Source organism: Janibacter terrae (assembly GCF_039636765.1).
Taxonomy (GTDB): domain Bacteria; phylum Actinomycetota; class Actinomycetes; order Actinomycetales; family Dermatophilaceae; genus Janibacter; species Janibacter terrae.
This window is the reverse complement of sequence record NZ_CP144167.1, coordinates 71,827-97,292: the sequence shown is the minus strand read 5'-3', so window position 1 is coordinate 97,292 and position 25,466 is coordinate 71,827. Positions and strand designations below refer to the sequence as shown.

Below are 25,466 nucleotides of genomic sequence, written 5' to 3'. Positions count from 1 at the left end.
CCGACGACGCTCCGTCGCGCCGTCGTCCTGGGCCGACCGTAGGACGGGGGAGGTTGGTCGAAGGTTGGTCGCGTGCGCACCCACCTACCCGATCGGGTAGGTCTGCTCCGTCGACCTACCGTGCACCCCGACGTGGGGCTACGGTGACCGGATGAGACCGGGAGGGATCACGTCGACGACGACGAGCCGACACCGACACGCGGACCCGGAGTCCGCGTCCGAGGTGACCGGTCCGTCCGACGGCCCCTTCCTCCTGAAGTTCCACGCCCCGGAGATCCTCTTCGGCCCCGGCTCGCTCGACGAATCCGGCCGTGCCGCAGCGCGATTGGGCGCGCAGCGTCCATTCGTCGTCTCGGACCCGGGCATCGTCGAGGCGGGCTGGGTCGACGAGCTCGTCCTGCTCCTCCGGGCCGAGGGTCTCCAGCCGACGGTGTGGACCTCGGTGACTCCCAACCCCAAGGACCACGAGATCGCCGCCGCCTACGAGCGCTACCTCGAGGTGGGTGGTGACGTCATCGTCGCCATCGGAGGGGGTTCCTGTGCCGACGCGGCGAAGGGGGTCGCGGTCCTTGCGGGCAACGGCGGCGACATCCGCGACTATGCGGGTATCGACAAGGTCGACGCGCCGATCCCGCCGGTGCTCATCATCCCGAGCACCTCGGGCACGGGCGCCGACGTCTCGCAGTTCTGCATCGTCACCGACACCGACCGCCGGGTGAAGCTGACGATCATGGGCCGCGCCCTCGTCCCGGACATCTCGATCACCGACCCGCGGCTGCTCACGACGATGCCCGAGGACCTCAACGCCGCGACCGGTCTCGACGCGCTGACCCATGCCGTCGAGTCGTACGTCTCCCGGGCGCACAACCCGATCGCCGACGGTCAGGCGCTGAGCGCCGTGGGGCTCGTCTGCGGCCACCTGCGCGAGACGATGGACCACCCCTTCGACCTCGGGCCGCGGGGCAAGATGGCGCAGGCGAGCCTGCAGGCCGGCATGGCCTTCACCAACGCGATCCTCGGCGCGACGCACGCGATGAGCCACCAGGTCGGCGGCCTCCTCGACGCACCCCACGGGGTGATCAACGGCGTGCTGCTGCCGCACGTCATCCGCTACAACGCCCGTGCGGCGCCCGACCGCTTCGTCGGGCTGGCGCGCTCGGCCGGGCTGACCGTCGGCGACGTGCCGGGCGACGAGGCCGCCGAGCTGCTCGCCGACCACGTGCGCCGGCTGGCCGACGACGTCGGCGTCCCGCGGGGCCTGCGCGACCTCGGCGTGCGGGAGGAGGACCTCGACTCCCTCTCGGCGACCACCCTGGAGGACGCCTGCCTGACGACCAACCCGCGGGCGGCCGACCAGGACGACATCCGGGCGCTCTTCCGGGGCGCGCTGTGAGCACCCCGCGGTCGGCCCACGACCTCGAGGCGCTCACCGGTGTCCGCTCGGGCAAGGGGTCCTACTACCGCGCCTACGTCCGCTCCGACGAGCGCACCCAGCGGGCCGTGCGGGCGATGGACTCGATCTCCCGGGCGCTCGTGCGCACCCACGAGGGTCCGCGAGGACTCCTCGAAGAGGTCGTGCGCGCGGCGGCGTCCCACCTCGAGGCGCAGTGGATGATCCTCGCGATCGCCGACGGCCGGCTCATCGGGGCCCGGCCCCGCGTCCTCGCCCTGGCGAAGGGGGAGACCACCCCCGTCGACGACGAGGAGCAACTGCCGCCGATGGTGCGCCGCGAGCTGGGCGCGATCCGTGCGGGTCTCGCGGTGCGCACGGCCGACGAGGGGCCGTGGGTGCGGGTGCCGGTCGTGCTCGCCGGGACCCCCGTCGGCGCGCTCGCCGGGCTGCACGGCCTGGCCGCGGACCCCGAGCCCGGCGACCTCGCGGTGCTGCGGATCCTCGCCAACCAGGCCGCCGTCTCGCTGCACACGTCGGAGCAGTATCTCGAGGGCCAGCGCCAGCACCGCCGGGCGCAGAGCCTCTACGACGAGGTGCAGGCGCAGGCCCGCGACCTCGAACAGCGCACCCACGAGCTGCACCGCCTCGAAAAGAGGCTCGAGCTGGCCCGGCAGCGCGAGCTCATCGACACCGAGCGCGGCCGGATCGCCCGCGAGCTGCACGACTCGGTGACGCAGTACGTCCTCTCGGCCGGCATGGCGGTCGAGATCGCGCGGGGCGAGGTCGAGGCACGGTCGGGGACCGCCGACCCGATGCACGAGCAGCTCGTCACCGCCAAGGACCTCACCCAGCAGGCCGTGAGCCAGCTGCGCCGGGCGATCTACGCGCTGAGCCGCTCCCAGGGCGAGACCCTCGCCTCGCTGCCCGACCTCGTCCGCGAGGTCGCCGAGCACCACCGCAGCCACCTGCAGGTCAAGGTCCGCGTCGCGGGCGAGGCCGTGCCGCTGGGCGCCGACGCCGAGCACGACATCGCCCGGGCGGTCGGCGAGGCGATGTTCAACGTCGCGCTCCACGCGCAGGCGACGCGGGCGGTGGTGCGCCTGCACTACCGGCCCGACGAGGTCGTCGCGTCGGTGGCCGACGACGGCTGCGGCGACCCGGTCGTGCTCGGGCGGCTGCTGCGCGTCGAGCGTCGCAGCACCGACGGCAGCCACCGCGGCCTGGCCAACATCGAGGCGCGGGTGGCCGACCTCGGCGGGCGGGTGCGGTTCCGCCGCGCCCGCATCGGGGGAGTGCGGGTCGAGATCCGGGTGCCCGTCCCGTCGGACGGCGAGCGGCACAGCCTCATCGAGCAGCTCGCGCAGGGTGACCGGACCGGTGAGAGGGGACGAGCATGACGACAGCGACGAGCACCACCGACGAGGACGAGATCCGGCTGCTCCTCGTCGACGACCACGCCATCGTGCGCCAGGGCCTGCGCTCGGTGCTCCAGCGCGAGGAGGGCATCCGGGTCGTCGGCGAGGCCGAGGACGCGGCCCGGGCCAAGGAGCTCGTGGCCGAGCTCTCCCCGCAGATGGTCTGCCTCGACCTCAAGCTCTCGACCTCCTCCGACAGCGAGGGCATCGCCCTGTGCGAGGAGCTCACGACGCTCCACCCCGACATCGCGGTGCTCGTGCTGACGACCTTCCTCGACGAGCGGCTCGTGCTGCGGGCGATCCGGGCCGGCGCGCGTGGCTACGTCGTCAAGGACGTCGACACCTCGGGCCTCGTCCGGGCGATCCGTGACGTGAGCCGCGGGGGCAGCGCCTTCGATGCCCGGTCGGCGGCCGCGATGGTCCGCGGGCTGCACGGGGCGGAGGAGGAGCAGCCCAAGGAGCTGACGAGCCGCGAGCTCGAGGTCCTGCGGCTGCTCGCGTCGGGCCTGTCCAACAGCAAGATCGGCGCCGAGCTCTTCATCTCCGAGACGACCGCGAAGTTCCACGTCGGCAACATCCTGCGCAAGCTCGGCGTCTCGCGCCGGGCCGAGGCCGTGTACGCGGCCTCCAAGGCCGGCCTGCTCTGACCCCCTTCGCTCAGGCGAGGTCGAGCACGAGCCAGCCCCCGTGGTGCTCCTCGACGGCGAAGGGGAGGCCGGTGCGCAGGCCGTAGGCGGCCAGGTCCTCGCGGGTGAGGGTGCGCACGTGACCCCACAGCTCCTCGGGCTCGTCCTCGTAGGGAACGGCGATGACGACGCGGCGGCGGGCGAGGCGGACCGCCTCGGTGACGACCCGCCAGCCGTGCTGCGGCTCGAGGTGCTCGAGCAGGTGGAGCGCGACGACGGTGTCGGCGCACCCGTCGGGCAGCGGCACGTGGGCGGCGTCCGCGGTGAGCGCCTCCACCGGCGTGCCGAGTTGCGCCGAGACCTGCTCGAGCAGGCGGATCGACCCTGCGGAGACGTCGATGGCCGTCACCTCGCGGGTCCCGGCCTGGCGCAGGGAGAAGAAGCCGAAGCACGAGCCCAGCTCGACGACCGAGTCGCCGACGAGCACCTCCTCGGCGCGCGCGTAGACGGGGGCGTACCCGGCGACCGCGCCGTGCATCCCCGCGGAGGGCGAGTCGGCGAGGTCGGTCGCGGCCTCGATCGTGCGCAGGCTCGTGCGGTAGAAGTGCTCCCACGCGCTCAGCGGGTCGTCGGCGGACGTCAGGACGATGCCCGTCATGATCCGCTCGAAGACGTCGGCGCCGCGCAGCCACCCGGGGCCGAAGATCTCCCGGGAGAGCAGCTCCGCGAGACCGGCGTGCACCTCCTCGAGGGGGACGCGGTGCGCGATGGCGACCCGGCCCCCTTCGTGGCTGATGTCGAAGTGCTCGGTCCGCACGGTCCGCAGGGTGCGCCGCGGCAGCTCGCCGTCGGTGCGCACGACCCGGACGAGGTCGTCGACGTAGGCGGGCCGCCCGGGGGCGAGCGGGTCGATGGGCCGCGGCTCGGCGCTCGCGACGACGGGGATCACGTCCCCGCCCCCACGGTCGCGGCGGACACGCGCTCGAGCCCGCCGAGGCTGCGCACCACCTGCACGCGGTCGCACGACTCGGCGTAGAGGGGCAGGTCGCAGCTGCCGAGGCCCCACGAGTAGCGCGGCTCGGGCGTGAGCCAGATGACCGAGCGCACCCGCCGGGCGATCTCCTCGAAGACCTCGATCCGCGGGTCGTTGCCGTTGTTGCGCCCGTCGCCGAGGACGATGACCGTCGTGCGCCGGTTGAGCGCGCCGCCGTACTGCTCGAGGAAGACCTCGAAGGCGGACCCGAAGTCGGAGTCGGCGTCGACGTCGAGCACCCCACCCGCGGGCAGGCCGGACATGACGAGCGACAGCGCCTCCTCGACGGGGTGGTCGGCGAAGAGGTCGGTGATCTCGACGCAGTCCTGGACGAAGGCGAAGGAGCGCACCTTGGCCGCGACGGACTGCAGCGAGTGGACGAGGTGGAGCATGAAGCGCGAGGTCTGCCGCACCGACAGCGAGACGTCGCACAGCACGAGCAGCCGCGGCCGGTCCTCGACCTTGCTCACCGTGACGGGGCGGAAGGGCACGCCGTCGTAGCGCATGTTGCGGCGCATCGTCAGCCGGCCGTCGATCGTCCCGCGGGCCGCGGTGTGCCGCCGGGGGCGGGGCGCGCCGTGCAGCGAGCGCAGCAGCCGGCGGATCGAGTCCTCGAGCGCGGCCCGGTCGGCCTCGTCGACGGTCTCGGCCTGGGCCGCCTCGATCTCGCGCATCTCCAGCTCGGCCTCGCGGGCCATGAGCTCCTCGAGGAACCCCTTGAGCCGCTCGGGCAGCGCGTCGAGGAAGGGCTGCAGCGCCTCGCGCAGCGCCGCCATCTCCGGTCCCTCGTCCTCGTCGCCCTCGGGCAGGTCGGAGGACTCGTCGAGCCACGCGAGCAGGGCCATCTCCTGCGCGACGCTCAGCTCGGCGTCGACCTGCATGCCCGGTCGGCGGGCGAGGTCGCCCGGTGCCCCGGGGTTGTGCAGCCGCGAGGTGGAGATCTGCACGCGCGCGGCCTCGTCGGGACCGGCCTGGGTCCCGTCGGACAGGACGATCTCGTCGGTGAGGTTGGCCATGTCGAGGCGGTTGGCCTCCTGGTGCAGGTTGTACTGCTGCGCCATGTCCTCGGGCCGGAAGAAGTCGTGCAGGTCGACCGGCTTGCCGTGCGAGTGACCGTCCTGAGGCATGTCGCCCGGCTCCTCTGACAGGGAGAACTCGGTGAGCTCGCCGTCGTCGGAGAGGTCGTCGTGGCTGTGCCCGTGCTCGGGGTCCTGGGTGAGCACCGGCCGCAGCGAGAAGAAGCGGTCGAAGGTCTCGTCGAAGACCGGCATGTCCCGGCGGTCCTTGATGAGGCTGACCGCGAGGGCGGCCCGGAGGACCTCGCGGTCCTCCAGGACGCCCGGCTGCGCGGCGGCTTTCAGCCCGTCGATGGCCTCGGCGACGCTCGCCGGGACACCGCGCAGCCGCAGGATCCGCACGAAGCGGTGGAGGGTGGTCTCCATCGTCGCTCCCTCCTCACAGGGGGCGCTTGCGCGCGCCCCGACCGGCGAAGGAGCGGTCGCCCTGACCCGGTGTCACCTTGCGGGAGGTCCCGAGACCCCCGGGTGCTCCGTAGTAGTCGGTGTCGTGGCGGCCGGGGGCGTCCTTCGCCTTGCGGGCCTCGCGCCCGTCGACGTCGTCGTCCCCGTGGTCGGAGCCGTGGGGATGAGGGTGGTCGTGCGTGTGGTCGTGCCCGTGCCCGTGGTCGTGCCCCTCGGGGACGACGGCATTGGGGTCGACGAGCTTGGGCAGCGCCTCGCCGGCACGGCGCAGGTCGCGGTCGTACTTGACGACGACGCTCAGCGTGTCCGACAGCAGGGTCGCGTCGAGCTCGTCGACCCCGAGGACGGCGAGCGTGCGCGCCCAGTCGATGGTCTCGGAGATGCTCGGCGCCTTGCGCAGCTCGAGCTCGCGCAGGCCGCGGACGATCTCGACGAGGCGCGCGGCGAGCGCGTCCTGCAGCCCGGTCTCCTTGGAGCGCAGGATGTCCAGCTCGCGCTCGGGGCTCGGGTAGTCGAGGAAGAGGTGCAGGCAGCGGCGCTTGAGCGCGGCCGACAGGTCCCTGGTGTTGTTGGAGGTCAGTACGACGAGCGGGAGGTGCTTGGCCCGGACGGTACCGATCTCGGGAATCGAGATCTGGAACTCCGAGAGCAGCTCGAGCAGCACGGCCTCGAGGGCCTCATCGGCCCGATCGACCTCATCGATCAGTAGGACGACGGGGTCCTCGCTGGTGATGGCCTCGAGTAGCGGTCGCGCCGCGAGGAATCGCTCGGAGAAGAAGATGCTGTCGTGCGCCGAGATCCGGTCGACGGCCTCGGTGAGGTCGGCGGCGTCGGAGACGATCTGCCCGATCTTCTCCCGCAGGATCTGCGTGTAGAGCAGCTGCTTGCCGTAGTCCCACTCGTAGAGGGCCTTCGACTCGTCCTGGCCCTCGTAGCACTGCAGGCGGATGAGGCGGCGTCCGGTCACCTCGGCGAGGCTCTGGGCCAGCTGCGTCTTGCCCACGCCGGCCGGCCCCTCGAGGAGGACCGGCTTCTCCAGGCGGGTCTGGAGGAAGACGGTGGTCGCGAGCTTGCGGTCGGCGAGGTACCCGTGCTCGCGGAACTGCTCGATGGTGTCCTCGACGCTCGCGAGGGCGGGCACGGCGTCCGTCGTGGTGGTGGACATGGCGCTCCTGTCGGTGGTTCGTCCGGGGGTGCGGCGGTCCCCCTTCGTCCTCCTACCCGGTGGGGACGAAGGGGGACCGCCGCGGCTTGGTGAGGTGCGTCAGCTGATGAGGTCGTCGAGGTCACCGGTCATGCAGTGCTCGACGACGGGGCGCACGGTCTCGAAGGTGCACTCCTTGGCGTTGCCCGGGGTGCAGGCGTCGCCGAGGACGTGGTTGGTGATGCGGTCGACGTCCGCGGCGTCACCCTTGATCTCCGGGGAGTTCTTGTAGTACTCCGTCGGCCCGGTGCCCAGGCGGTTCTTGGAGTAGCTGTCCTGGGTGACGTCGACGAAGCGCTCGGGGATGCCCACGTCGCGCAGCAGCCGGATCGACGCCTCGAGCGCGGCGTCGGCGGCCTGCACCTTGGTCATGCCGTGGGTGTCGATGCCCATGGCCTCCGCGATGTCGGCGAAGCGGCCGTAGCAGGCGGGCATGTTGAAGGCCCACACGCGCGGCAGGGCGATGGCGTTGTTGAGCCCGTGGTGCGTGTCGTAGAAGGCGCTCACCGCGTGGCTGATCGAGTGGATGATGCCGAGGCCACCGGAGTTGAAGGCCTGGGCGGCGATGTACTGGGCGTACATCATGCCCTCGCGGCCCTTGAGGTCCTGACCGTTCCAGACCGCCTCGCGCAGGTTCTCCGAGGTGAGCTTGATCGCCCGGATGGCGTTGCCGAGCGAGGGCTCGAAGTTCAGTCGCGAGACATAGGGCTCGGAGGCGTGCGCGAGGACGTCGAAGCCGCACTGGGCGGTGAAGTCGGTCGGGCAGTCGAAGTACAGCACCGGGTCGTCGACGGCGAGGCTGGCGACGGACGCGTCGTCGAAGGCGACGTACTTGTGGGGGTTGTCCGGGTCGGTCGTCGTGTCGGTGATGACGTAGGCCCACGAGGTCTCGGAGCCGGTGCCGGCCGTGGTGGAGACCGCGATGTGCGGCGGGTTCTTCGGGTTCTCGGACATGTTGAAGCCCTCGAACTCGTTGACATTGCGACCGTCGTGCGCGACGGAGATGCGCGCGCCCTTGCAGGCGTCGTGCGCGGAGCCGCCGCCGATGGAGACGAAGGAGTCGCAGGCGTTTTCCTGGTACAGCGCCACGGAGTCCATGACGTTGTAGTCCTTGGGGTTGGACTCGACCTGGTCGTAGACGACGACTTCGAGGCCGTGGTACCTCATCGACTCGACGATGTTCTTGACGATGTCCGTGCCGCGCAGGCCGGTCGTCATGACGAGCGTCTTGCGGAAGCCGAGCTTGAGGGCCTCCGGACCGATCATCTCCCAGGCTCCGGGGCCCATCATGGCGCGCGGGAAGGGGTGGAACTCCTTGATCGGGAATGGCTTGAGCAGATCATCAACCTGCATTGTTGGTCTCCTTTGACCGGGGGTGGGTTGCTCTCGGAACCTAGGGCGGCGGTGCACCGGCCGGACAGTCCAGAGTCCAGATCCCCACCCCCGTGGCAGGTGCCCACCTGCCCGATCGGGCAGGGCCCTGCAGAGCGCCCGGACGTGGGTCATCGCCCCGCGGTGCCGGCTCGGCTCGTGGGGCGAAGGGAGGGCCGCCGTCAGCCGCCGGGACGGCGGGGCAGGAGGGCTCCGAGGGACCGGGCTCGCGCGGCGCCGACCCAGAGGCCGGCGCCGTAGGCGAGGTCGTCGAGGCGGCGGCTGATCGGGTCGTAGGTCGCCTCGGGGTGGTCGGTCCGGGCGACGACGACGTCGACGAGCAGCGAGGTGACGAGGGCTCGACGCACGGTGCTGCTGCGGGTCGCGGCGACGGCGGCGAGCGGCCACCAGTGGCGCAGCAGCAGCGCGGTCTCCTGCCGGACGGCCCAGCCCAGGCCCTGGGCGCCGAGGCGCACGGCGAGCTCGCGCCGCTGCGGCCCCTCGGGCAGTCGTCGGTCGAGCGAGCGCACGCCCCAGAGCAGGCCGAAGCCGGCCACGGGCAGCGACCAGCGGCGGCGGGCGAGCACGGCCGCGGCGGTGACGGCCATCGTCGCGGACATGACGGCGGGGGCGCCCTTGCGCCCGTGGCGGGCGGCGAGGCCGGCGCCGCCGGTGCCGTAGAGGAACTTGCGGCCGAGCCAGCCGCCGACGGTGGCGCGGGTGTCGTGCCAGGCGATCTCGTCGGGGTCGTAGCGCACGGTCTGGCCGGCGTCGACGAGCCGCCAGACGAGGTCGACGTCCTCGCCGACGCGCATGTCCTCGGCAAATCCGCCGGCGGCGCGCAGCCGGTCGACGCGGGCCACGAGGCAGGCGCTGGGCAGCCACCCGACGGCGGCCCCCGGCCGCACCGAGCAGGCGCGGCGCCCGAGGGCGAGCGAGGAGACCTGCTCGTCGTAGCGCTCGAACCACGCGGGGTCGTCGGCGCGGGCCCGGCTGCGCACGAGGGGCCCGACGAGCGCTACCTGGTCGTCGGCGAAGTGTCGGGCCAGCCGGCGCAGCATCGCAGCGTCGGCCTGGACGTCGGAGTCGACGAGCGCGACGAAGGGGGTCTCCACCGCGAGAACGCCGGCGTTGCGGGCCCCGGCGGGGCCGAGGTTGACGGGCAGGGAGATGACCCGCGCGCCGTGGTCGGCGGCGACCCGGGCGACCGCGTCGGGGTCGTGCGACGCATCATCGACGACGATGCAGCGCAGTCCGTCGAGGGCGTCGAGGGCTCGTGCGAGCTGCTCGGGCCGGTCGCGGATCGGGATGACGACGGTGATCTCCGACGGGTCGGGGCCGGCGCCGTGGAGCACGGGGTCGGCGAGGTTGCCGTCGACGAGGCGGGCGACGAGGGGCTCGTCGGCGGGGCCGCGCACGACGAGGCGACCGTCGACGACGCGCTCGCGGGCGGCGGCGCCCAGGCGCACGGCCCGCAGCGGGGAGCCGCCGACGAGCAGGCCGTCGTCGTAGGCCCGCACGTCGTGGCGGATCCGGGCCTCGTAGCCGGGGGCAAACCGGGTGGTCATCCGCTGAACCCCCCGTCGGCGGCGACGACGCCGCCGTTGAGCGCGGCTCCGGCGGGGGAGCAGCACAGGCTCACGGTGGCGGCGATCTCGTCGGGGTCGAGGGGGCGGCGGAGCAGCTGGTGCTCGGCGAGGTGCTCGCTCGTCGTGCCGTAGAGGGCGGCCGTCGCCGCGAGCATCGGGGTGTCGGTGCCGCCGGGGCTCACGGCGACGGCGGTGACGCCGGTGCCGACGAGGTCGGCGGCGAGCCCGCGCACCATGCCGACGACGGCGTGCTTGGCGGCGTTGTAGGCGGCGAGGTGGAAGAGGCCGCGCCCTCCGGCCGCGGAGGCGATGGCGACGAACCGGCCGCCCGAGGGGTCCGGCCCAGCGAGCATCGCGGGGACGGCGGCGGCCGCGGTGTGCCAGACGCCGAGCGCGTCGACCTGCCAGAGCAGGTCGAGCTGGTCGGTCGGTGTCTCCCAGAGGGGTTGGCCTCCGGCGACGATCCCGGCGGCGGCGACCGCGGCGTCGAGCCGCCCCCACCGCTCGACGGCGTCGACGACCGCGTCGGCCACGGCCGCGGGGTCGCGCACGTCGGCGACCCGGGTGACGACCCGGCCGCCGGCTCGCGGGTCGGCGGCGACCGACTCGAGGTCGTCGACCGTCGGCATCGGGTAGGGGTGGGCGGTGGGGCCGGCGCACGCGTCGAGCGCGAGGACGTCGTAGCCCTCCTCCGCGAGACGAAGGGCGGTCGCCGCCCCCATCCCGCGGGCGGCCCCGGTGACGAGGGCGACCCGGCTCATGACGAGGGTTCCAGGGTGGGCTGCAGCGCCTGCGCGACGACGTCGTCGACCATCGCGGCGAGGACCGGCGCGCCCTCGGCGGCGCTCGCGCCGGTCGGGTCGCCGAGCACGCCGTTGGGCGAGACGGCGATGACCCCGCCGGCCATCATCGTGGGCAGGATCTCGGCGAGGGGCCGGGTGTCGCCGGGTTCGGCGCGGTCGAGGCGGACGGTCTCGGGGCGCAGGTGGAGCAGCAGCGAGGTCTCGGTCCGCCCGGCGTGCAGGTCGACGCTCTCGGTGGCGCACGCGGCCCAGCCGACGTCGTGGCCCTCGTCGACGAGCTGCCCCACGGCGGCGGTCAGCGCCTGGCTGTTGCCGCCGTGCCCGTTGACGAGCAGCACCCGTGGGGCCCAGGTGCGGGCCGAGCGGACGAGCTCGACGACGACCTGGCGCAGGACTTCGGTGCCGATCGAGATGGTCCCGGGGAAGTGCTGGTGCTCGCCGCTCGACCCGAGCGCGACGACGGGCGCGACCCACGCCGTCGTCCCCGCGGCGGTGAGCCGCTCGGCCACGCCCTGGGCGACGGCGGTGGCGATGAGCGCGTCGGTGTCGAGCGGCAGGTGCGGGCCGTGCTGCTCGATCGACCCGACCGGCACGACGAGGAGGTCCACCCCTTCGGCCTCCGCGGAGGCAAGGTGGGCCAGCTCGCGCGGCCGGTCGGGGGAGGGCATGCCCGTCAGCGCGTCGTCGCGGCCGCGGGCACACCGAGCTCGCGGTGGAAACCCTCGGGGACGAGCAGGTGCTCGGGGCCCAGCTCGGCGACGGAGGAGAGGGCGAGGCCGCGCAGCGCGGAGTCGACGCCGCCGTTGAGCAGGTCGAGGACGTTTTCCACCCCGGCCTGGCCGTTGGCGGCGAGCCCCCAGAGGTAGGCCCGGCCGATGAGGACGGCCTTGGCGCCGAGGGCGAGGGCCTTGACGACGTCGGAGCCGCGGCGGATGCCGCCGTCCATGACGACGTCGACCTGGTGGCCGACCCGCTGCGAGATCGGGTGGACCATGCGGATCGCGGCGGGGGTACCGTCGAGGTTGTTGCCGCCGTGGTTGGACACCGAGATGCCGGCGACGCCGACGTCGACCGCGCGCAGCGCGTCGTCGACGCGGGAGACACCCTTGAGGACGAAGGGGGTGCCGCTGATCTGCGACCACTGCTCCCGCATCCACGCGACGTCCTGCCAGGAGGGCGGCGGCGTGGTCATCCACTCGTAGTAGGCACCGAAGAAGGTCGGCGCCTCCCCTCCGGGCGGGGTGAGGTTGGGCGCGGTGAGGTCGGGCAGCTTGCCGGTGTCGATGAACTGGCGGCCGAAGTCGACGAGCCAGCGAGGCTTCGTCGCGACCTGCGGGGCGAGCCGGATCATCGCCTTGAGGTCGACCTTCTCGGGGATCTCCGGGCTGCCCCAGTCACGGCCGATGGAGAAGGACCAGTCGAGGGTGGCGATGAGGCCCTTGGCGCCGGCCTCGTGGGCGCGGGTCATCCGCTGGATCATCGTGTCGCGGTCGCCGGTCCAGTACATCTGGAAGAAGGTCGTCGCTCCGGTGTCGCAGACCTCCTCGACGGACTTCGAGGCGAAGTTGGACAGGCCCATGATCGTGCCGCGGGCCGCGGCGGCCCGGGCGACGGCGACCTCGCCGTCGGGGTGGACCGCCTGGACGCCGGTGGGGCTGATGATGACCGGCGAGCCGATCTGCTGGCCGAAGACGGTCGTCGACTGGTCACGCTCGGGCTGCTGGCCGACGACGTGCGGAGCCAGGCCGATCTCGGCGAAGGCGCTCTGGTTGTCGTCGCGACTCTGGCCGCGCTCCGACCCGGCGACGAGTGCGCCGTAGACGGGAGCGGGCAGCTTTTTGCGGGCGCGCTCCTGGGCGACGGCGACGGACTCGAACCAGGGGTTCTGCTTCCAGGGGTTGGTGAGCCACTCGGGCTTGTTCATCGTCTCGTCCTCGTCATCGAGGGTCGAAGCCAGCGAGCGGGCTCTCGGCGCACGGCGAGACCGGACGCGGCGGGGCAGCGGTCTCCCCTTCGGGCCGGCGGCGCATGAGCTTGAGCATCACGGGCTCGTTGCGGGTGGGGTTGGCCTTGGAGTGGTCCTGGCTGGCGGCGGGCACGGTGCGCTCGCCCGAGAGGGCGGACTCGCCGTAGCCCTGGACGCACTCCGGGTCGGGGCCGTCGAGCGGCAGGCCGGTGAAGAACTTCGCGGCCATGCAGCCGCCGCGGCAGCTGTCGAAGTGGGCGCACTTCGAGCAGGCGCCACCGGTCTGAGGGGAGCGCAGCTCGCGGAAGAGCTCGGAGTCGCGCCACACCCCGCCGAAGCCGCCGTCGGTGAGCAGGTTCCCGGCGTGGAACTGGTCGTGGATCGCGAAGGGGCACGCGTAGACGTCACCGACGGGGTCGATGAGGCAGACGACGCGGCCGGCACCGCAGAGGTTGAGCCCGGGCAGGGACTCGCCGAAGGCCGCAAGGTGGAAGAAGGAGTCGCCGGTGAGCACGTCCTCTCCGTGAGCCATGAGCCAGTCGTAGAGCACCCGCTGCTGCTCCGGCAACGGGTGCAGTTCGTCCCACACGTCGGCGCCGCGGCCCGAGGGACGCAGCCGGGTCAGGCGCAGCGTGGCGCCGTAGCGGTCGGCGATGGCCTTGAAGTCGTCGAGCTGGCTGATGTTCTGTCGGGTGCAGACGACGGAGATCTTGGCGTCACCGAACCCGGCGGCCTGCAGGTTGTCGAGGGCACGCAGCGCCATGTCGTAGGAGCCGGGGCCGCGGACGTAGTCGTTGACCTCGGCGGTCGCGCCGTCGAGGGAGATCTGTACGTCGACGTAGTCGGTCGCGGCGAGGAAGGCCGCGCGCTCGGGGGTGATCCGGGCGCCGTTCGTCGAGAACTTCACGCCCACGTCGTGGGCGACCGCGTACTCGAGCAGCTCCCAGAAGTCGGGGCGGATCGTCGGCTCACCACCGCCGATGTTGACGTAGAAGACCTGCATCCGCTGCAACTCGTCGATGACGGCCTTGCACTGCTCGGTGCTCAACTCGCGCGGGTCTCGCCGACCCGAGCTGGAGAGGCAGTGGGCGCACTCGAGGTTGCAGGCGTAGGTCAGCTCCCAGGTCAGGCAGATCGGGGCGTCGAGGCCGAACTCGAACTGCTCGACGAGCGTGCCGCCCTCGGGGCGGGCTGGTGCCTGCCGGGCCGCGGGTCGGTCGGTGGTGAGGGTCATGCTGGCTCCTCAGGAGTCGGTGCGTGGGCGGATCATGCCGTTGGCGGCAAGACCCTGCAGCGCACGCAGGTACCCGTCGTGCTGCTCCTGCGGGATGCCCTCGGCGACCAGGGTGCTCTGCACGTCCGGGTGGTCGGCGAGGTGCTCCACGACGCGGACGAGCTCCGGTCGCTTGAGGAAGGACAGCTTGCGGTTGTGGAAGTTGTAGGCCAGGGCCCCGAAGGGTTCGGGGCGAAGCGCCACGGATGCCGACAGCTCCCAGGGCCGCATCAGCATCCGTGGCGTTTCCGCGTTCATCGCGATCATCGATCTCTGGTCGAGGCGCGGATCAGTAGACGCCGCACATGCCGTCGATGGAGACCTCTTCCACGAGGTCATCGGCGACTGCGTCGACCTGAGCGTCTTGCTCGAGACCGTCGTGCTGCTCGTCTGCCATGGTGTTGTCCTTCCGACGTCGCTGTCTGGTTCGGCCCAAGTTAGTGACGTGAGAGGACGGCCGTAACTGCCCTAACGGGTAGTCCGTGGCCTGCCCGGGTCGGTCAGGCGGGTGGTCAGGCGCCGCCCAGTGCCGCGTCCACGATGGCCTTGGCGTCCGCCTGCACCTGCGCCAGGTGCTCGGGCCCGCGGAAGGACTCGGCGTAGATCTTGTAGACGTCCTCGGTGCCAGACGGGCGCGCGGCACACCATGCCGACTCGGTGGTGACCTTGAGCCCACCGATGGCCGCGCCGTTGCCGGGGGCCTCGGTGACCTTGGCCGTGATCGCCTCTCCTGCAAGGGAGTCCGCGGAGACAGCGGCCGGGGTGAGGGCCTTGAGGGCAGCCTTCTGCTCACGGGTCGCGGGCGCGTCGACGCGGGCGTAGGCGGGCTCGCCGTGCCGCGCGACGAGGTCGGCGTAGTGCTCGCTGGGAGAGCGACCGGTGGTCGCGAGGATCTCGGAGGCGAGCAGCGCGAGGATGATGCCGTCCTTGTCAGTGGTCCACACCGACCCGTCGTGGCGGAGGAAAGAGGCGCCGGCCGACTCCTCGCCGCCGAAGCCGACCGAGCCGTCGAGCAGGCCGGGGACGAACCACTTGAAGCCGACCGGCACCTCCCACAGGTCCATGCCGAGGTCGGCCGCGACGCGGTCGATCATGGAGCTCGACACGAGCGTCTTGCCGATGCGCCGGCTCGTCCATCCCGCTCGCGCGCCGCCGTGCAGGTACTGGATCGCGACGGCGAGGTAGTGGTTGGGGTTCATCAGCCCCGCGTCGGGCGTGACGATGCCGTGCCGGTCGGAGTCTGCGTCGTTGCCGGTCGCGATGTCGTACCGATCGCGTTGTGCGACAAGGCTGGCCATCGCGGACGGCGAGCTGCAGTCCATCCGGATCCTGCCGTCCTTGTCGAGGGTCATGAACCGCCACGTCGGGTCGACGAGCGGGTTGACCACCGTGAGGTCGAGGCCGTGCCGCTCGCCGATCTCGCCCCAGTAGTGCACGGCCGCGCCGCCCATCGGGTCGGCACCGATCCGCACGCCGGCGTCCCGGATCCGTTGCAGGTCGACCACATCGGGCAGGTCGGTGACGTAGGCGTCGAGGTAGTCGTGGTCGGTCGCGATGGCCCGGGCCCGGGCGAAGGGAGTCCGCCGCACCTGCCGCAGCCCATCGCGCAGGTGTGCATTGGCCGCGTCCGCGATGGCGCTCGTGACGTCGGTGTCGGCGGGGCCGCCGTGGGGCGGGTTGTACTTGAAGCCGCCGTCGCTCGGGGGGTTGTGCGACGGGGTGACGACGATGCCGTCGGCGAGGCCACCCCCCTTCGCCGTGAGGTCCTTGCCCCGGTTGGCGGTGAGGATCGCGTGCGAGATCGCGGGCGTCGGGGTGTAGCCGTCGCGGGAGTCGACGAGGACGGTGACGCCGCCGGCGACGAGGACCTCGAGGGCGGTGGTCCACGCCGGCTCGGAGAGGGCGTGGGTGTCGCGGCCGAGGAAGAGCGGGCCGTCGATGCCGGCCGCGCGGCGGTGGTCGACGATCGCCTGGGTCGTGGCGAGGATGTGGGCTTCGTTGAAGGACGCGGTGAGCGAGGAGCCCCGGTGCCCGCTCGTGCCGAAGGCGACCTGCTGGTCGACGTCCTCGGGGTCGGGCTGGACCGCGTAGTAGGCGGTGACGACGTGGCTGACGTCGATGAGGTCCTCGGGCAGTGCGGGCTGGCCCGCGCGATCGGCTGCGCTCATGGTGCGACGCTACCGCCCTACCGCAGCACCGCCGCCAGCCGCGCGGTGAGCGGTGCCCGGGCCGGGTGGCGCCCATCGCCCAGCTCGTCGAGCGCCCGCTGCAGCACCTCGGTGTCGGCGACGACCTCGCTGTAGGCGAGGACCGCCGAGGGGTCGGGGTCGGTGAGCAGGCACTCGCGGACGGCGACGGCGAGGTAGTCGGCCGTCTCGGTGAGCAGCGGCGAGCTGGTCCCGGGGACGAGGTCGCCGCCGTAGGCGTCGACGGCGGCCCGGGCGTCACCGCGCCGCACGGCGGCCCGGACGGCGTCGACATCGCTCGTCACCGGCAGGTCGAGTCGGTAGGGGCGCGATGCGAGCCGGCCGCCGAGGGCCGAGCGCAGGTGGCTGACCTCCGACTTCAGGGTGCTCGTCGAGACCCGCTCGTCGCCGTAGAGGTGGGCGTGCAACTCGCCGAGCGAGAGCCCGTCGGGGTGCAGCGCGAGGATCGCGAGGATCTCGACCTGGCGGCGGGTGAGCAGCAGGCGCGAGCCGTCGAGGTGGACCTCGCTCGCGCCGAGCAGCCGTAGGTGCAGCCCCTGCTGCGCTGGCACGGTCAGCGTCGAGGCGATCGACGAGGCGGGGATCGCCGTCTCGAGGAGACGCGCCAGCGCCTGGGCGGTGGCGGCGCCGATGGGGTGGCTGCGGTCCCACGTCGTCGACAGGTCGAGCACCCCGAGCTGGGCACCGGTCACCGGGTCGTGGACGGGCGCGGCCCAGCAGACCCAGTTGTGGATGATCGGGGCGTAGTGCTCGGCGGCGAAGACGGTTGAGACGGAGTCCGTGCGCAGCGCGAGGTTGAGCGCATTGGTCCCGACGCTGCCCTCGTCCCACCGGCCGCCGGCGACGAAGTTGACCTGCTCGGCAGCGCTGCGCATGACCCGCCCGCCATAGGTCCACAGGATCCGTGTCTGGGGGTCGGTGACAGCGACGACGAGGTCGCCGTCCTCGGCCGCGGACCGCAGCGCCCCCTCGAGCCGGGCGACCGCGGCCGACAGCGGTGACTCCGCGAAGAGGCTGGCGGTCTCCCCTTCGTCGGCCAGGGGGGCCGCGTCGACGCTGGCGGGCAGGTGCTCGGCGGACCGCTCCCACGACGAGAGGATCTCGGGGCGCACCTGCTCGGGGGCACTGCCCTCGCGCCAGTGCTCCCAGGCGCGCTGCAGCGTGCGCCGTCGGCCCGACTCCACCATCGGCCACCTCCTCGTGGTCCCCGGTCAGGGTAGACCGGGCGGGGCCTAGAGTCGAGGGATGAGCACCGCAGCCGGCACCCTGACCTGGACTCCGGCGGCCGAGCGCACCGACCTGCTCGCCGCGCCCGTCGCCGCCGCGATCGCGGCGGTCCCCTCGGCCCGCGTGGCCGAGATCGACCCCGAGCTGGCGGACACCGCCGCCTTCTGCGAGGCCTATGCGTCGCCGCCGCAGTTGTCCGCCAACTGCGTCGTCGTCGCAGGCCGAAGGGGAGGGGAGACCCGGCACGCCGCCGTCCTCGTCCTCGCGACGGACCGGGCGGACATCAACGGCGTCGTGCGCCGGCACGTCGACGCGCGCAAGATCTCCTTCGCCCCGATGGACGAGGCCGTCGAGGTCACCGGCATGGAGTACGGCGGCATCACCCCCGTCGGGCTGCCGGAGGGGTGGCCGGTGCTCGTCGACGAGGCGGTCGTTGCCGCCGGCGAGGTCGTCATCGGCTCGGGCGTGCGCGGCTCCAAGCTGCTCGTCGACGCCGCCGAGCTGGCCGCGCTGCAGGGCGCCGAGGTGCTTCAGCTCACGCTTCGACGACCACGGGGATGACCAGGGGATTGCGACGGTGCTTGCGCCCGGCCCACTGGGAGACGGCGCGCCCGATCCGCTTCTCGAGATCGATCGGGTCGCCGACACCGTCTGCCGCTGCCGCCGTGAGCGCCTTCTCGATGGCCGGGATCGCCTCGTCGAAGAGGGACTCGTCGGCACCCAGGCCCCGCGTGAGGAACTCCGGCGGCTCGACGAGCTTGCCCGTGTCGATGTCGATCAGCGCGAGCACCGTGACGATGCCTTCCTGGCTCAGCGTGACCCTGTCGCGCAGGCTCTCCTCGGTCACGCCGCCGACGGTGCCGGCCGAGACGTAGACGTACCCGGCACGGACCTTGCCGGTGACGCGCACCTCGCCGTCCTGCAGGTCGACCACGACTCCGTCGTCGACGACGACGACGTGCTCGGGGTCGAGGCCCGTGGCGATCGCCAGGTCGGCGTTGGCGCGCAGGTGGCGCCACTCCCCGTGGACCGGCATGACATTGCGCGGCTTGACGAGGTTGTAGCAGTAGACCAGCTCGCCGGCGCTGGCGTGACCGGAGACGTGCACCTTGGCGTTGCCCTTGTGCACGACGTCGGCGCCCCGCCGGATCAGGCCGTTGATGACGCGCGAGATCGAGGTCTCGTTGCCCGGGATGAGCGAGGACGCCAGCAGCACCGTGTCGTTGTCCCCGATACGGATCTGGTGGTCGCCGCTGGCCATCCGGGAGAGCGCGGCCATGGGCTCACCCTGCGACCCGGTGCACACCAGGGTGACCTTGCGGTCGGGCAACCTCGAGAGCTCCTTGACGTCGACGACGAGCCCGCGTGGGACATCGAGATAGCCGAGCCGTCGTGCGATGTCCATGTTGCGCACCATTGATCGGCCGACGAAGGCGACCTTGCGCTTGTTGCGATGTGCCGAGTCCAGCACCTGCTGGATGCGGTGGACGTGACTGGCGAAGCTGGAGACGATGACCCGTCCCGGGGCGGTGCGGAAGACGGTCTCGATGGCCGGCGCGAGGTCCTTCTCGGAGGTGGTGAAGCCGGGCACCTCCGCGTTGGTGGAGTCGGTGAGGAAGAGGTCGACGCCCTCCGCCCCCAGCCGGGCGAAGGCGGGGAGGTCGGTCAGCCGCTTGTCGAGCGGGAACTGATCCATCTTGAAGTCGCCGGTGTGGAGCAGCAGGCCGGCTGAGGTACGCACGGCGACGGCCAGGCCGTCGGGGATGGAGTGGTTGACCGCGACGAACTCGCACCCGAAGGGGCCCAGGGCTCGGTGGTCGCCCTCGACGACCTCGAGGGTCGAGGGCTTGATCCGGTGCTCCTTGAGCTTCGCGGTGATCAGCGCCAAGGTGAGACGCGAGCCGATCAGGGGGATGTCGTTGCGGTGTCTCAGGAGGTAGGGCACGGCGCCGATGTGGTCCTCGTGGCCGTGGGTCAGGACGATGCCCACCACGTCGTCCATACGGTCCTTCAGGAAGGTGAAGTCCGGCAGGATGACATCGACGCCCGGCTGGTGCTCCTCGGGGAACAGGACGCCGCAGTCGATCACCAGCAGCTTGCCCCGGTGCTCCAGGACCGTCATGTTGCGCCCCACCTCGCCGAGACCACCCAGGGGGATGACCCGCAGGGCTCCCTTGGAGAGTGCAGGCGGTGGGCCCAGCTCGAGGTGTGGGTGGCTCATGTGATCTCCTCGGGGGGCGCGTGCTCAGCGGTGCGTCGGACTGCACACGACACTACGCTCACGGACCGGCAGGGTCGTTCGTCGGTGGCCTGGGCAGAGCGAGCTGCGCCAAGGCGTCGGTGAAGGCCTCTGCACGCGCGGTGGCCGCTCTCAGCTCGGTCACCCGTGTGAGTGCGTCCGCGTGGATCGCATCGACCTGCGCTCGGGCCGACGATGTGTCTGCCGCGTTCGCGGTGGGGTCTGCGAGGACATCAAGGGCGTCCACGAGCTGACGCATCTCCTCGATCGAGAACCCGAGCGGCTTCATCGGCTTGATCAGCAGGAGGCGCTCGACGTCAGCCTGGCCGTAGAGGCGGAATCCACCGTCGGTGCGCGCGCTGGGAGTGAGCAGCCCCATCTCTTCGTAGTAGCGCAGGGTGCGGTGCGACAGGCCGGTGCGGGAGGCCACCTGGCCGATGTGGACGTGGGGGTCGTCGTTCACGTCCTCATCCCGTCAGCGACAGCAGACATGGGCGGAAGGCTACCGTCTGGCAGCCGCCCCACCGTGGCAGGTCGACACGGACTCGCGACCGGGATCTGGCTACCCTAACGTCACGGTAGGGTTGCCGTGCTCTCCGTGCCTCGTCCTGAAGGATCCCCGTGCCCGACCCTGCCGTCAGTACCGCGCCCGCCGGCTCCGGCCTACCGGCAGTGCCCGAGGCCGGTGAACGCGAGACCTCCACCCGCGCTGCCTTTCGCGACCCTCGCCGGTTGAGGACCGAGGTCCTTGCCGGTCTGGTCGTGGCGCTCGCCCTGATCCCCGAGGCGATCTCGTTCTCGGTCATCGCGGGCGTCGACCCGCGAGTGGGGCTGTTCTCCAGCTTCGTCATGGCCGTGACGATCGCCTTCGTCGGTGGCCGGCCCGCGATGATCTCGGCGGCCACGGGCGCGGTCGCACTCGTCATCGCCCCCGTCGCGCGGGACCACGGCATGGACTACTTCCTCGCGACCGTGATCCTCGCGGGCGTGCTGCAGATCGTCCTGTCCCTGCTCGGCGTGGCCAAGCTCATGCGCTTCATCCCGCGGATGGTGATGATCGGCTTCGTCAACGCCCTGGCCATCCTGATCTTCATGGCGCAGCTGCCCTACCTGGTCGGAGTGCCGTGGCTGGTCTACCCCATGGTCGCGGCCGGCATCCTGATCATGATCGGCCTGCCCCGACTGACGACCCTGGTGCCGGCGCCCCTCGTGGCGATCGTTGCCGTCACCGCCGTGGTCTGGGCCGGCGGGTGGACCCTGCCGGACGTGTCCGACCAGGGCGAGCTGCCGGAGTCGCTGCCCCAGCTGCTCCTGCCCGACGTCCCGGTCACCCTGGAGACGCTCCAGGTCATCGGCCCCTTCGCGCTGGCCATGGCCCTCGTCGGCATCCTCGAGTCGCTCATGACCGCCAAGCTCGTCGACGACATCACGGACACCCACTCGGACAAGACCCGGGAGACCTGGGGCCAGGGCGTGGCCAACATGGCCTCCGGCCTCTTCGGCGGCATGGGTGGCTGCGCGATGATCGGCCAGACGATGATCAACGTCAAGGTCTCGGGAGCCCGGACCCGGATCTCGACATTCCTCGCCGGCGCCTTCCTGCTGGCGCTCGTCGTCGGTGCGGGACCGCTCGTGGGCATGATCCCCATGGCCGCACTCGTCGCCGTGATGGTCATGGTGTCGGTCGCGACCTTCGACTGGCACAGCGTCCACCCCGCCACGCTCCGGCGCATGCCCAAGAGCGAGAACCTCGTCATGGCGACGACCGTGGCCGTCACGGTCGTCACGCACAACCTGGCCTACGGGGTGATCCTCGGTGTCGTCGCGGCGATGATCTTCTTCACCCGGCGGGTGGCCCACTTCGCCTACGTCGAGCGGATCGCCGAGACTGATGTCGACGGGGACGGCGCGGTCGACGTGAGGGTCTACAAGGTCAACGGTGAGCTGTTCTTCGCCACGAGCAACGACCTCGTCTACCAGTTCGACTACGCCGGGGACCCTGCTCGAGTCGTCATCGACCTGTCCGACAGCCACATCTGGGACGCCTCGACCGTGGCCGCGCTCGACGGCATCCGCACCAAGTACGAGCGGCTGGGCAAGAGCGTGGAGATCGTCGGGCTCAACCAGGCGTCGGCGGACCGACACGATCGGCTCAGCGGGCGCCTGGGCGCCGACCACTGACGAAGGGGGGGGGTCCGACCCCCTTCCTCACGGGGAGATGGAGCGGGTCATCTGTGCGGCGAGGGCGTCGACCCGCTCGGTCAGGTCGTCACGGATGAGGCGCATCCGCTCCTCGCCCTCGATGCCGCGCAGCGACGGCTCGACGGTGACCCACCGGTCGACCGGCGCGCGGCCGGGGAGGTCGAGCCGGGCCTCGTCGCCGATGACGACGACGAGGCTGACGGCGTCGAGCAGCGCCGGGTCGATGGGCTTGGGGTGCTCGCCCCCGACGTCGGCACCGACCTCCTCGAGTGCGGCGACCGAGCCCGGGTTGAGTGCGTCTCCCGGTCGGGTGCCCGCGGAGTGCACGTCGACGTCGGCGCCGTGACGCTGGCGCATGAGGGCCGCGGCCATCTGCGACTTCCCGCCGTTCTTGACGCAGACGAAGAGCACCGACGGGCGGCTCATCGCGAGGAGTCCTGCACGGGCACGTCGAGCGAGGACAGGAGCGCGACGACGCGGCCCCGGATCTCGTCACGGATGGGACGGACGGCCTCGACGCCCTGACCGGCCGGGTCCTCCAGCTGCCAGTCCTCGTAGCGCTTGCCGGGGAAGATCGGACAGGCGTCGCCGCACCCCATGGTGATGACGACGTCGGAGGACTGCACCGCGTCGGTGGTCAGCACCTTCGGCCGCTCGGCCGACAGGTCGATGCCCTCCTCGAGCATGGCCCCGTGGACAGCGGGGTTGATCGAGTCGGCAGGCGCCGAACCGGCGGAGCGGACCTCGACGGCCCCGCCGGAGAGCGCGCGCGTGTAGGCGGCTGCCATCTGCGAGCGGCCGGCGTTGTGGACGCAGACGTAGAGAACGGAAGGGTGGTCGGTCATCGATGCCTCCGGGTGGGCGGTGGGTCAGGAGAGGACGGCGCGCAGCAGCGCGGTCACGCGGCCCTGGATGTCGTCGCGGATGTCCCGGACCGCCTCCAGGGGCTGTCCGGCCGGGTCGGCGACGTCCCAGTCCTCGTAGCGCTTGCCGGGGAAGATCGGGCAGGCGTCGCCGCAGCCCATCGTCACGATGACGTCGGCGGCCTGCACGGCGGAGTGGCTGAGCGGCTTGGGGTACGGCGTCGTGAGGGCGATGCCGCGCTCGGCGAGGGCCTCCACGACGACGGGGTTGACCTCGTCGGCGGGCTGCGAGCCGGCAGAGCGGACGTGGACGCGACGGGCCGAGAGGTGCTCGGTGAGAGCCGCAGCCATCTGGGAGCGGCCCGCGTTGTGCACGCAGACGAAGAGCACCTCGGGCACCTGCTTGGCGACCCGCCCGTCGGCCTGGGCGACCGTCATCAGCTGCTCGCGGGCCTGACGGGCCACGAAGATCGGCAGGTACCGCGTGATCGTCGCGCGGGGCTCGAGCAGCTCGCGGGCTTCGCGCACGACCGTGGCGACGGTCTCCGGGGAGAAGACGCCGTCGTACGCGTACGTCAGGTCGTCGACGATGTCGGCATACGGGTCGTGGGCGTGGGCGTGGGCGCTCATGACAGTTCCTCGGCGGGGGTGCGGGCCGGGCCCACGGGCGAGGCGTGAGGGAACCTGTGGCGCAGTGCGAGGCTCACGTAGACCAGCCCGACGAGGACGGGGACCTCGATGAGCGGACCGACGACGCCGGCGAGGGCCTGGCCGCTCGTCGCGCCGAAGGTCGCGATCGCCACGGCGATCGCCAGCTCGAAGTTGTTGCCCGAGGCGGTGAAGGCGAGGGTGGTCGTGCGCTCGTACGACATCCCGAGCAGCCGGCCGGTGAGGTAGCCGACGCCCCACATGATCGCGAAGTACGCGAGCAGCGGCAGCGCGATGCGGGCGACGTCACCGGGCTTGGAGGTGATCGCCTCGCCCTGCAGGGCGAAGAGCAGGACGATCGTGAAGAGCAGCCCGTACAGCGCCCACGGGCCGATCCTCGGCAGGAAGGAGGCTTCGTAGCGCTCACGGCCCCACCGGCGCTCGCCACCCCGGCGGGTCAGGTAGCCCGCGAGCAGCGGGATGCCGAGGAAGATCAGCACGGACTTGGCGATCTGCCATGCGGAGACGTCGAGCGCCGCCTGGTCGAGACCGAGCCAGCCGGGCAGGACCGACAGGTAGAACCAGCCGAGCGCGGCGAACGCGACGACCTGGAAGAGCGAGTTGATGGCCACGAGCACCGCGGCTGCGTCGCGGTCACCGCAGGCGAGGTCGTTCCAGATGATGACCATGGCGATGCACCGGGCGAGCCCGACGATGATCAGACCGGTGCGGTACTCGGGCAGGTCGGGCAGCATCAGCCAGGCGAGGGCGAACATCAGGGCAGGCCCGACGAGCCAGTTGAGCACGAGAGAAGAACCGAGCAGGCGCCGGTCGCTCGTGACCGTGTCGAGCCGGTCGTAGCGGACCTTGGCGAGCACCGGGTACATCATGACGAGCAGGCCGATGGCGATCGGGAGCGAGATGCCGTCGACCTCGATCGCACTCAGCGCTCCGCCGAGGCCGGGGACGAGTCGTCCGAGGAGGAGGCCGGCGACCATGGCCAAGCCGATCCACAGGGGGAGCCAGCGGTCCAGGGTCGACAGACGAGCGGGCGACTGGGGTCGGGCGGTGGTGGTGGTCATCAGCGGTCTGCCTTCCGGGCACGGACGAATGCGCTGGCGAAGGAGCCGTCGAGCGCGTCGAGCACACCTGGGAGGGTCCAGCCCGGCGGCAGCCGGTCGCCGACCAGGTCGGACATGTCCTCCAGGTCGGAGCGGTCGAACCGTCGGGTCACCTCGACGCCCGCGTCGGCGAAGCCGGCGGCGGTGAGCTTGGCGACGTAGTCCGTGTCGAGCAGCGAGCCGGAGATGCACCCGGTCCACAGGCCGACGACGCCCCGCAGCGCGTCGGGGATCTCGCGGAGGAGCACGACGTCGGAGACGGCGAAGCGGCCGCCGGGACGCAGCACGCGGTGCGCCTCGCGGATCACGGCGTCCTTGTCGGGCGAGAGGTTGATGACGCAGTTGGAGATGACGACGTCGACGGAGGCGTCCGCCAACGGGATCTGCTCGATCATCCCTTTCAGGAAGCGCGCGTTGTCGATGCCGGCCTCGGCCTGGTGGCGACGAGCGAGCTCGAGCATCTCGTCGGTCATGTCGAGACCGACGGCGGTGCCGCCGGGGGCGACCCGTCGCGCGGACAGCAGGACGTCGAGGCCGCCGCCCGAGCCGAGGTCGAGCACGTCCTCACCGGGCGAGAGGTCGGCCAGTGCGGTCGGGTTGCCGCACCCGAGGGAGGCGGCCAGTGCGGTGTCCGAAGGGGAGTCCGTCCCCTCGTAGAGCCCGACCGTGATCGGGTCGGTCGCCGTGCTGCCGCAGCAGGTCGAGGTCGTCGTCGGGTCGAGGGCGGTGCGGGCGGCGGAGGCGTAGCGCTCGCGGACCACGTCGTGGATGTCCTGCCGGGTCACGGTGAGCTCCTGCTTTGATG

Annotated in this window: 25 protein-coding genes; 5 read left to right on the top strand and 20 right to left on the bottom strand. The window is 72.0% G+C overall.

Features of this window, described 5'->3' with window-relative positions; genetic code table 11:
* The first annotated feature begins 151 nt into the window (after positions 1 to 151).
* From V3C34_RS00485 to V3C34_RS00475, 3 genes are read left to right on the top strand one after another with little or no spacing between them, the layout of a single operon-like run.
* Entirely contained in the window at positions 152 to 1,393 is a 1,242-nt protein-coding gene (locus V3C34_RS00485; protein WP_068328714.1) for an iron-containing alcohol dehydrogenase, read from the top strand.
* Positions 1,390 to 2,790 (top strand): MadS family sensor histidine kinase, encoded by a 1,401-nt coding sequence (locus tag V3C34_RS00480; RefSeq protein ID WP_082817176.1) that lies wholly within the window; start codon positions 1,390 to 1,392, stop codon positions 2,788 to 2,790. Before V3C34_RS00485 ends, V3C34_RS00480 begins: the two co-directional genes overlap by 4 nt.
* Positions 2,787 to 3,455: a MadR family response regulator transcription factor gene (locus V3C34_RS00475; RefSeq protein ID WP_068328717.1), complete on the top strand. Its 669-nt coding sequence runs from the start codon at positions 2,787 to 2,789 to the stop codon at positions 3,453 to 3,455. Before V3C34_RS00480 ends, V3C34_RS00475 begins: the two co-directional genes overlap by 4 nt.
* Before the next feature lie 10 nt (positions 3,456 to 3,465).
* On the opposite strand, the gene mftM is transcribed toward V3C34_RS00475, so the two are convergent.
* From mftM to V3C34_RS00410, 13 genes are all read right to left on the bottom strand, one after another.
* Positions 3,466 to 4,383 carry a mycofactocin oligosaccharide methyltransferase MftM gene (gene mftM / locus V3C34_RS00470; protein WP_068328720.1) on the bottom strand — a complete coding sequence of 306 codons (918 nt, stop codon included), beginning with the start codon at positions 4,381 to 4,383 and terminating at the stop codon, positions 3,466 to 3,468.
* Positions 4,380 to 5,909, bottom strand: coding sequence for a VWA domain-containing protein (locus tag V3C34_RS00465; RefSeq protein ID WP_068328723.1), 1,530 nt, complete (start codon positions 5,907 to 5,909; stop codon positions 4,380 to 4,382). Before V3C34_RS00465 ends, mftM begins: the two co-directional genes overlap by 4 nt.
* A gap of 13 nt (positions 5,910 to 5,922) precedes the next feature.
* A complete protein-coding gene (locus tag V3C34_RS00460; RefSeq protein WP_338537456.1) occupies positions 5,923 to 7,113 on the bottom strand; it encodes a MoxR family ATPase in 1,191 nt (396 codons plus the stop codon).
* 99 nt (positions 7,114 to 7,212) lie between these two features.
* Positions 7,213 to 8,505 carry an NDMA-dependent methanol dehydrogenase gene (gene mdo / locus V3C34_RS00455; RefSeq protein WP_338537457.1) on the bottom strand — a complete coding sequence of 431 codons (1,293 nt, stop codon included), beginning with the start codon at positions 8,503 to 8,505 and terminating at the stop codon, positions 7,213 to 7,215.
* A gap of 200 nt (positions 8,506 to 8,705) precedes the next feature.
* On the bottom strand, positions 8,706 to 10,091 hold the full coding sequence (gene mftF / locus V3C34_RS00450; protein ID WP_068424156.1) for a mycofactocin biosynthesis glycosyltransferase MftF: 1,386 nt from the start codon (positions 10,089 to 10,091) through the stop codon (positions 8,706 to 8,708).
* On the bottom strand, positions 10,088 to 10,873 hold the full coding sequence (locus V3C34_RS00445; protein WP_068424158.1) for a mycofactocin-coupled SDR family oxidoreductase: 786 nt from the start codon (positions 10,871 to 10,873) through the stop codon (positions 10,088 to 10,090). The genes mftF and V3C34_RS00445 overlap by 4 nt, the downstream gene beginning before the upstream one ends.
* Complete coding sequence (gene mftE / locus V3C34_RS00440; protein ID WP_068424160.1) at positions 10,870 to 11,583, bottom strand: mycofactocin biosynthesis peptidyl-dipeptidase MftE; 714 nt, start codon at positions 11,581 to 11,583, stop codon at positions 10,870 to 10,872. The genes V3C34_RS00445 and mftE overlap by 4 nt, the downstream gene beginning before the upstream one ends.
* A gap of 5 nt (positions 11,584 to 11,588) precedes the next feature.
* Positions 11,589 to 12,839 carry a pre-mycofactocin synthase MftD gene (gene mftD / locus V3C34_RS00435; RefSeq protein WP_084449797.1) on the bottom strand — a complete coding sequence of 417 codons (1,251 nt, stop codon included), beginning with the start codon at positions 12,837 to 12,839 and terminating at the stop codon, positions 11,589 to 11,591.
* A gap of 13 nt (positions 12,840 to 12,852) precedes the next feature.
* Positions 12,853 to 14,115, bottom strand: a complete 1,263-nt coding sequence (gene mftC, locus V3C34_RS00430; protein WP_068328741.1) for a mycofactocin radical SAM maturase — start codon at positions 14,113 to 14,115, stop codon at positions 12,853 to 12,855.
* Positions 14,116 to 14,124: 9 nt separating this feature from the next.
* The gene (gene mftB, locus V3C34_RS00425) at positions 14,125 to 14,385 is read right to left on the bottom strand and encodes a mycofactocin biosynthesis chaperone MftB (protein WP_223277665.1); all 261 of its coding nucleotides are present in this window, start codon (positions 14,383 to 14,385) and stop codon (positions 14,125 to 14,127) included.
* A 58-nt stretch (positions 14,386 to 14,443) separates the two neighbouring features.
* Complete coding sequence (gene mftA / locus V3C34_RS00420; RefSeq protein ID WP_082807721.1) at positions 14,444 to 14,551, bottom strand: mycofactocin precursor MftA; 108 nt, start codon at positions 14,549 to 14,551, stop codon at positions 14,444 to 14,446.
* A 115-nt stretch (positions 14,552 to 14,666) separates the two neighbouring features.
* Entirely contained in the window at positions 14,667 to 16,322 is a 1,656-nt protein-coding gene (gene pgm, locus V3C34_RS00415) for a phosphoglucomutase (alpha-D-glucose-1,6-bisphosphate-dependent) (protein ID WP_346007782.1), read from the bottom strand.
* A 17-nt stretch (positions 16,323 to 16,339) separates the two neighbouring features.
* Complete coding sequence (locus tag V3C34_RS00410) at positions 16,340 to 17,548, bottom strand: histidine kinase (RefSeq protein WP_068328749.1); 1,209 nt, start codon at positions 17,546 to 17,548, stop codon at positions 16,340 to 16,342.
* 58 nt (positions 17,549 to 17,606) lie between these two features.
* Between V3C34_RS00410 and V3C34_RS00405 the strand changes: the two genes are divergently transcribed.
* Positions 17,607 to 18,149, top strand: coding sequence for a YbaK/EbsC family protein (locus tag V3C34_RS00405; RefSeq protein WP_068424164.1), 543 nt, complete (start codon positions 17,607 to 17,609; stop codon positions 18,147 to 18,149).
* Here V3C34_RS00405 and V3C34_RS00400 read toward each other — a convergent pair.
* Both V3C34_RS00400 and V3C34_RS00395 read right to left on the bottom strand, forming a co-directional pair.
* A complete protein-coding gene (locus V3C34_RS00400; protein ID WP_346007781.1) occupies positions 18,124 to 19,809 on the bottom strand; it encodes a ribonuclease J in 1,686 nt (561 codons plus the stop codon). The genes V3C34_RS00405 and V3C34_RS00400 overlap by 26 nt on opposite strands.
* Before the next feature lie 58 nt (positions 19,810 to 19,867).
* Positions 19,868 to 20,290 carry a MerR family transcriptional regulator gene (locus V3C34_RS00395; RefSeq protein WP_338537462.1) on the bottom strand — a complete coding sequence of 141 codons (423 nt, stop codon included), beginning with the start codon at positions 20,288 to 20,290 and terminating at the stop codon, positions 19,868 to 19,870.
* A 209-nt stretch (positions 20,291 to 20,499) separates the two neighbouring features.
* Between V3C34_RS00395 and V3C34_RS00390 the strand changes: the two genes are divergently transcribed.
* The gene (locus tag V3C34_RS00390) at positions 20,500 to 22,008 is read left to right on the top strand and encodes a SulP family inorganic anion transporter (RefSeq protein WP_346008580.1); all 1,509 of its coding nucleotides are present in this window, start codon (positions 20,500 to 20,502) and stop codon (positions 22,006 to 22,008) included.
* Positions 22,009 to 22,035: 27 nt separating this feature from the next.
* On the opposite strand, the gene V3C34_RS00385 is transcribed toward V3C34_RS00390, so the two are convergent.
* The 5 genes from V3C34_RS00385 to arsM are packed head-to-tail and all read right to left on the bottom strand — an operon-like array spanning position 22,036 to position 25,446.
* The gene (locus tag V3C34_RS00385; RefSeq protein ID WP_346007780.1) at positions 22,036 to 22,455 is read right to left on the bottom strand and encodes a low molecular weight phosphatase family protein; all 420 of its coding nucleotides are present in this window, start codon (positions 22,453 to 22,455) and stop codon (positions 22,036 to 22,038) included.
* Positions 22,452 to 22,874, bottom strand: a complete 423-nt coding sequence (locus V3C34_RS00380; RefSeq protein WP_068328769.1) for an arsenate reductase ArsC — start codon at positions 22,872 to 22,874, stop codon at positions 22,452 to 22,454. The genes V3C34_RS00385 and V3C34_RS00380 overlap by 4 nt, the downstream gene beginning before the upstream one ends.
* A 24-nt stretch (positions 22,875 to 22,898) precedes the next feature.
* Positions 22,899 to 23,522 carry an arsenate reductase ArsC gene (locus tag V3C34_RS00375; RefSeq protein ID WP_346007779.1) on the bottom strand — a complete coding sequence of 208 codons (624 nt, stop codon included), beginning with the start codon at positions 23,520 to 23,522 and terminating at the stop codon, positions 22,899 to 22,901.
* Entirely contained in the window at positions 23,519 to 24,622 is a 1,104-nt protein-coding gene (gene arsB / locus V3C34_RS00370; RefSeq protein WP_346007778.1) for an ACR3 family arsenite efflux transporter, read from the bottom strand. The genes V3C34_RS00375 and arsB overlap by 4 nt, the downstream gene beginning before the upstream one ends.
* The gene (gene arsM, locus V3C34_RS00365; RefSeq protein ID WP_346007777.1) at positions 24,622 to 25,446 is read right to left on the bottom strand and encodes an arsenite methyltransferase; all 825 of its coding nucleotides are present in this window, start codon (positions 25,444 to 25,446) and stop codon (positions 24,622 to 24,624) included. Before arsM ends, arsB begins: the two co-directional genes overlap by 1 nt.
* Positions 25,447 to 25,466 lie beyond the last annotated feature (20 nt).

Coding starts and splice junctions, on each gene's coding strand:
- mftC (WP_068328741.1), bottom strand. CDS start 14,115: ATGACCCTCACCACCGACCGACCCGCGGCCCGGCAGGCACCAGCCCGC.
- pgm (WP_346007782.1), bottom strand. CDS start 16,322: ATGAGCGCAGCCGATCGCGCGGGCCAGCCCGCACTGCCCGAGGACCTC.
- mftB (WP_223277665.1), bottom strand. CDS start 14,385: ATGCGGCCCTGGGAGCTGTCGGCATCCGTGGCGCTTCGCCCCGAACCC.
- V3C34_RS00400 (WP_346007781.1), bottom strand. CDS start 19,809: ATGAGCCACCCACACCTCGAGCTGGGCCCACCGCCTGCACTCTCCAAG.
- V3C34_RS00385 (WP_346007780.1), bottom strand. CDS start 22,455: ATGAGCCGCCCGTCGGTGCTCTTCGTCTGCGTCAAGAACGGCGGGAAG.
- V3C34_RS00445 (WP_068424158.1), bottom strand. CDS start 10,873: ATGAGCCGGGTCGCCCTCGTCACCGGGGCCGCCCGCGGGATGGGGGCG.
- V3C34_RS00460 (WP_338537456.1), bottom strand. CDS start 7,113: ATGTCCACCACCACGACGGACGCCGTGCCCGCCCTCGCGAGCGTCGAG.
- mftA (WP_082807721.1), bottom strand. CDS start 14,551: ATGGCAGACGAGCAGCACGACGGTCTCGAGCAAGACGCTCAGGTCGAC.
- mdo (WP_338537457.1), bottom strand. CDS start 8,505: ATGCAGGTTGATGATCTGCTCAAGCCATTCCCGATCAAGGAGTTCCAC.
- V3C34_RS00465 (WP_068328723.1), bottom strand. CDS start 5,909: ATGGAGACCACCCTCCACCGCTTCGTGCGGATCCTGCGGCTGCGCGGT.
- V3C34_RS00485 (WP_068328714.1), top strand. CDS start 152: ATGAGACCGGGAGGGATCACGTCGACGACGACGAGCCGACACCGACAC.
- mftE (WP_068424160.1), bottom strand. CDS start 11,583: ATGCCCTCCCCCGACCGGCCGCGCGAGCTGGCCCACCTTGCCTCCGCG.
- arsB (WP_346007778.1), bottom strand. CDS start 24,622: ATGACCACCACCACCGCCCGACCCCAGTCGCCCGCTCGTCTGTCGACC.
- mftF (WP_068424156.1), bottom strand. CDS start 10,091: ATGACCACCCGGTTTGCCCCCGGCTACGAGGCCCGGATCCGCCACGAC.
- V3C34_RS00410 (WP_068328749.1), bottom strand. CDS start 17,548: ATGGTGGAGTCGGGCCGACGGCGCACGCTGCAGCGCGCCTGGGAGCAC.
- V3C34_RS00375 (WP_346007779.1), bottom strand. CDS start 23,522: ATGAGCGCCCACGCCCACGCCCACGACCCGTATGCCGACATCGTCGAC.
- mftD (WP_084449797.1), bottom strand. CDS start 12,839: ATGAACAAGCCCGAGTGGCTCACCAACCCCTGGAAGCAGAACCCCTGG.
- V3C34_RS00405 (WP_068424164.1), top strand. CDS start 17,607: ATGAGCACCGCAGCCGGCACCCTGACCTGGACTCCGGCGGCCGAGCGC.
- V3C34_RS00475 (WP_068328717.1), top strand. CDS start 2,787: ATGACGACAGCGACGAGCACCACCGACGAGGACGAGATCCGGCTGCTC.
- V3C34_RS00380 (WP_068328769.1), bottom strand. CDS start 22,874: ATGACCGACCACCCTTCCGTTCTCTACGTCTGCGTCCACAACGCCGGC.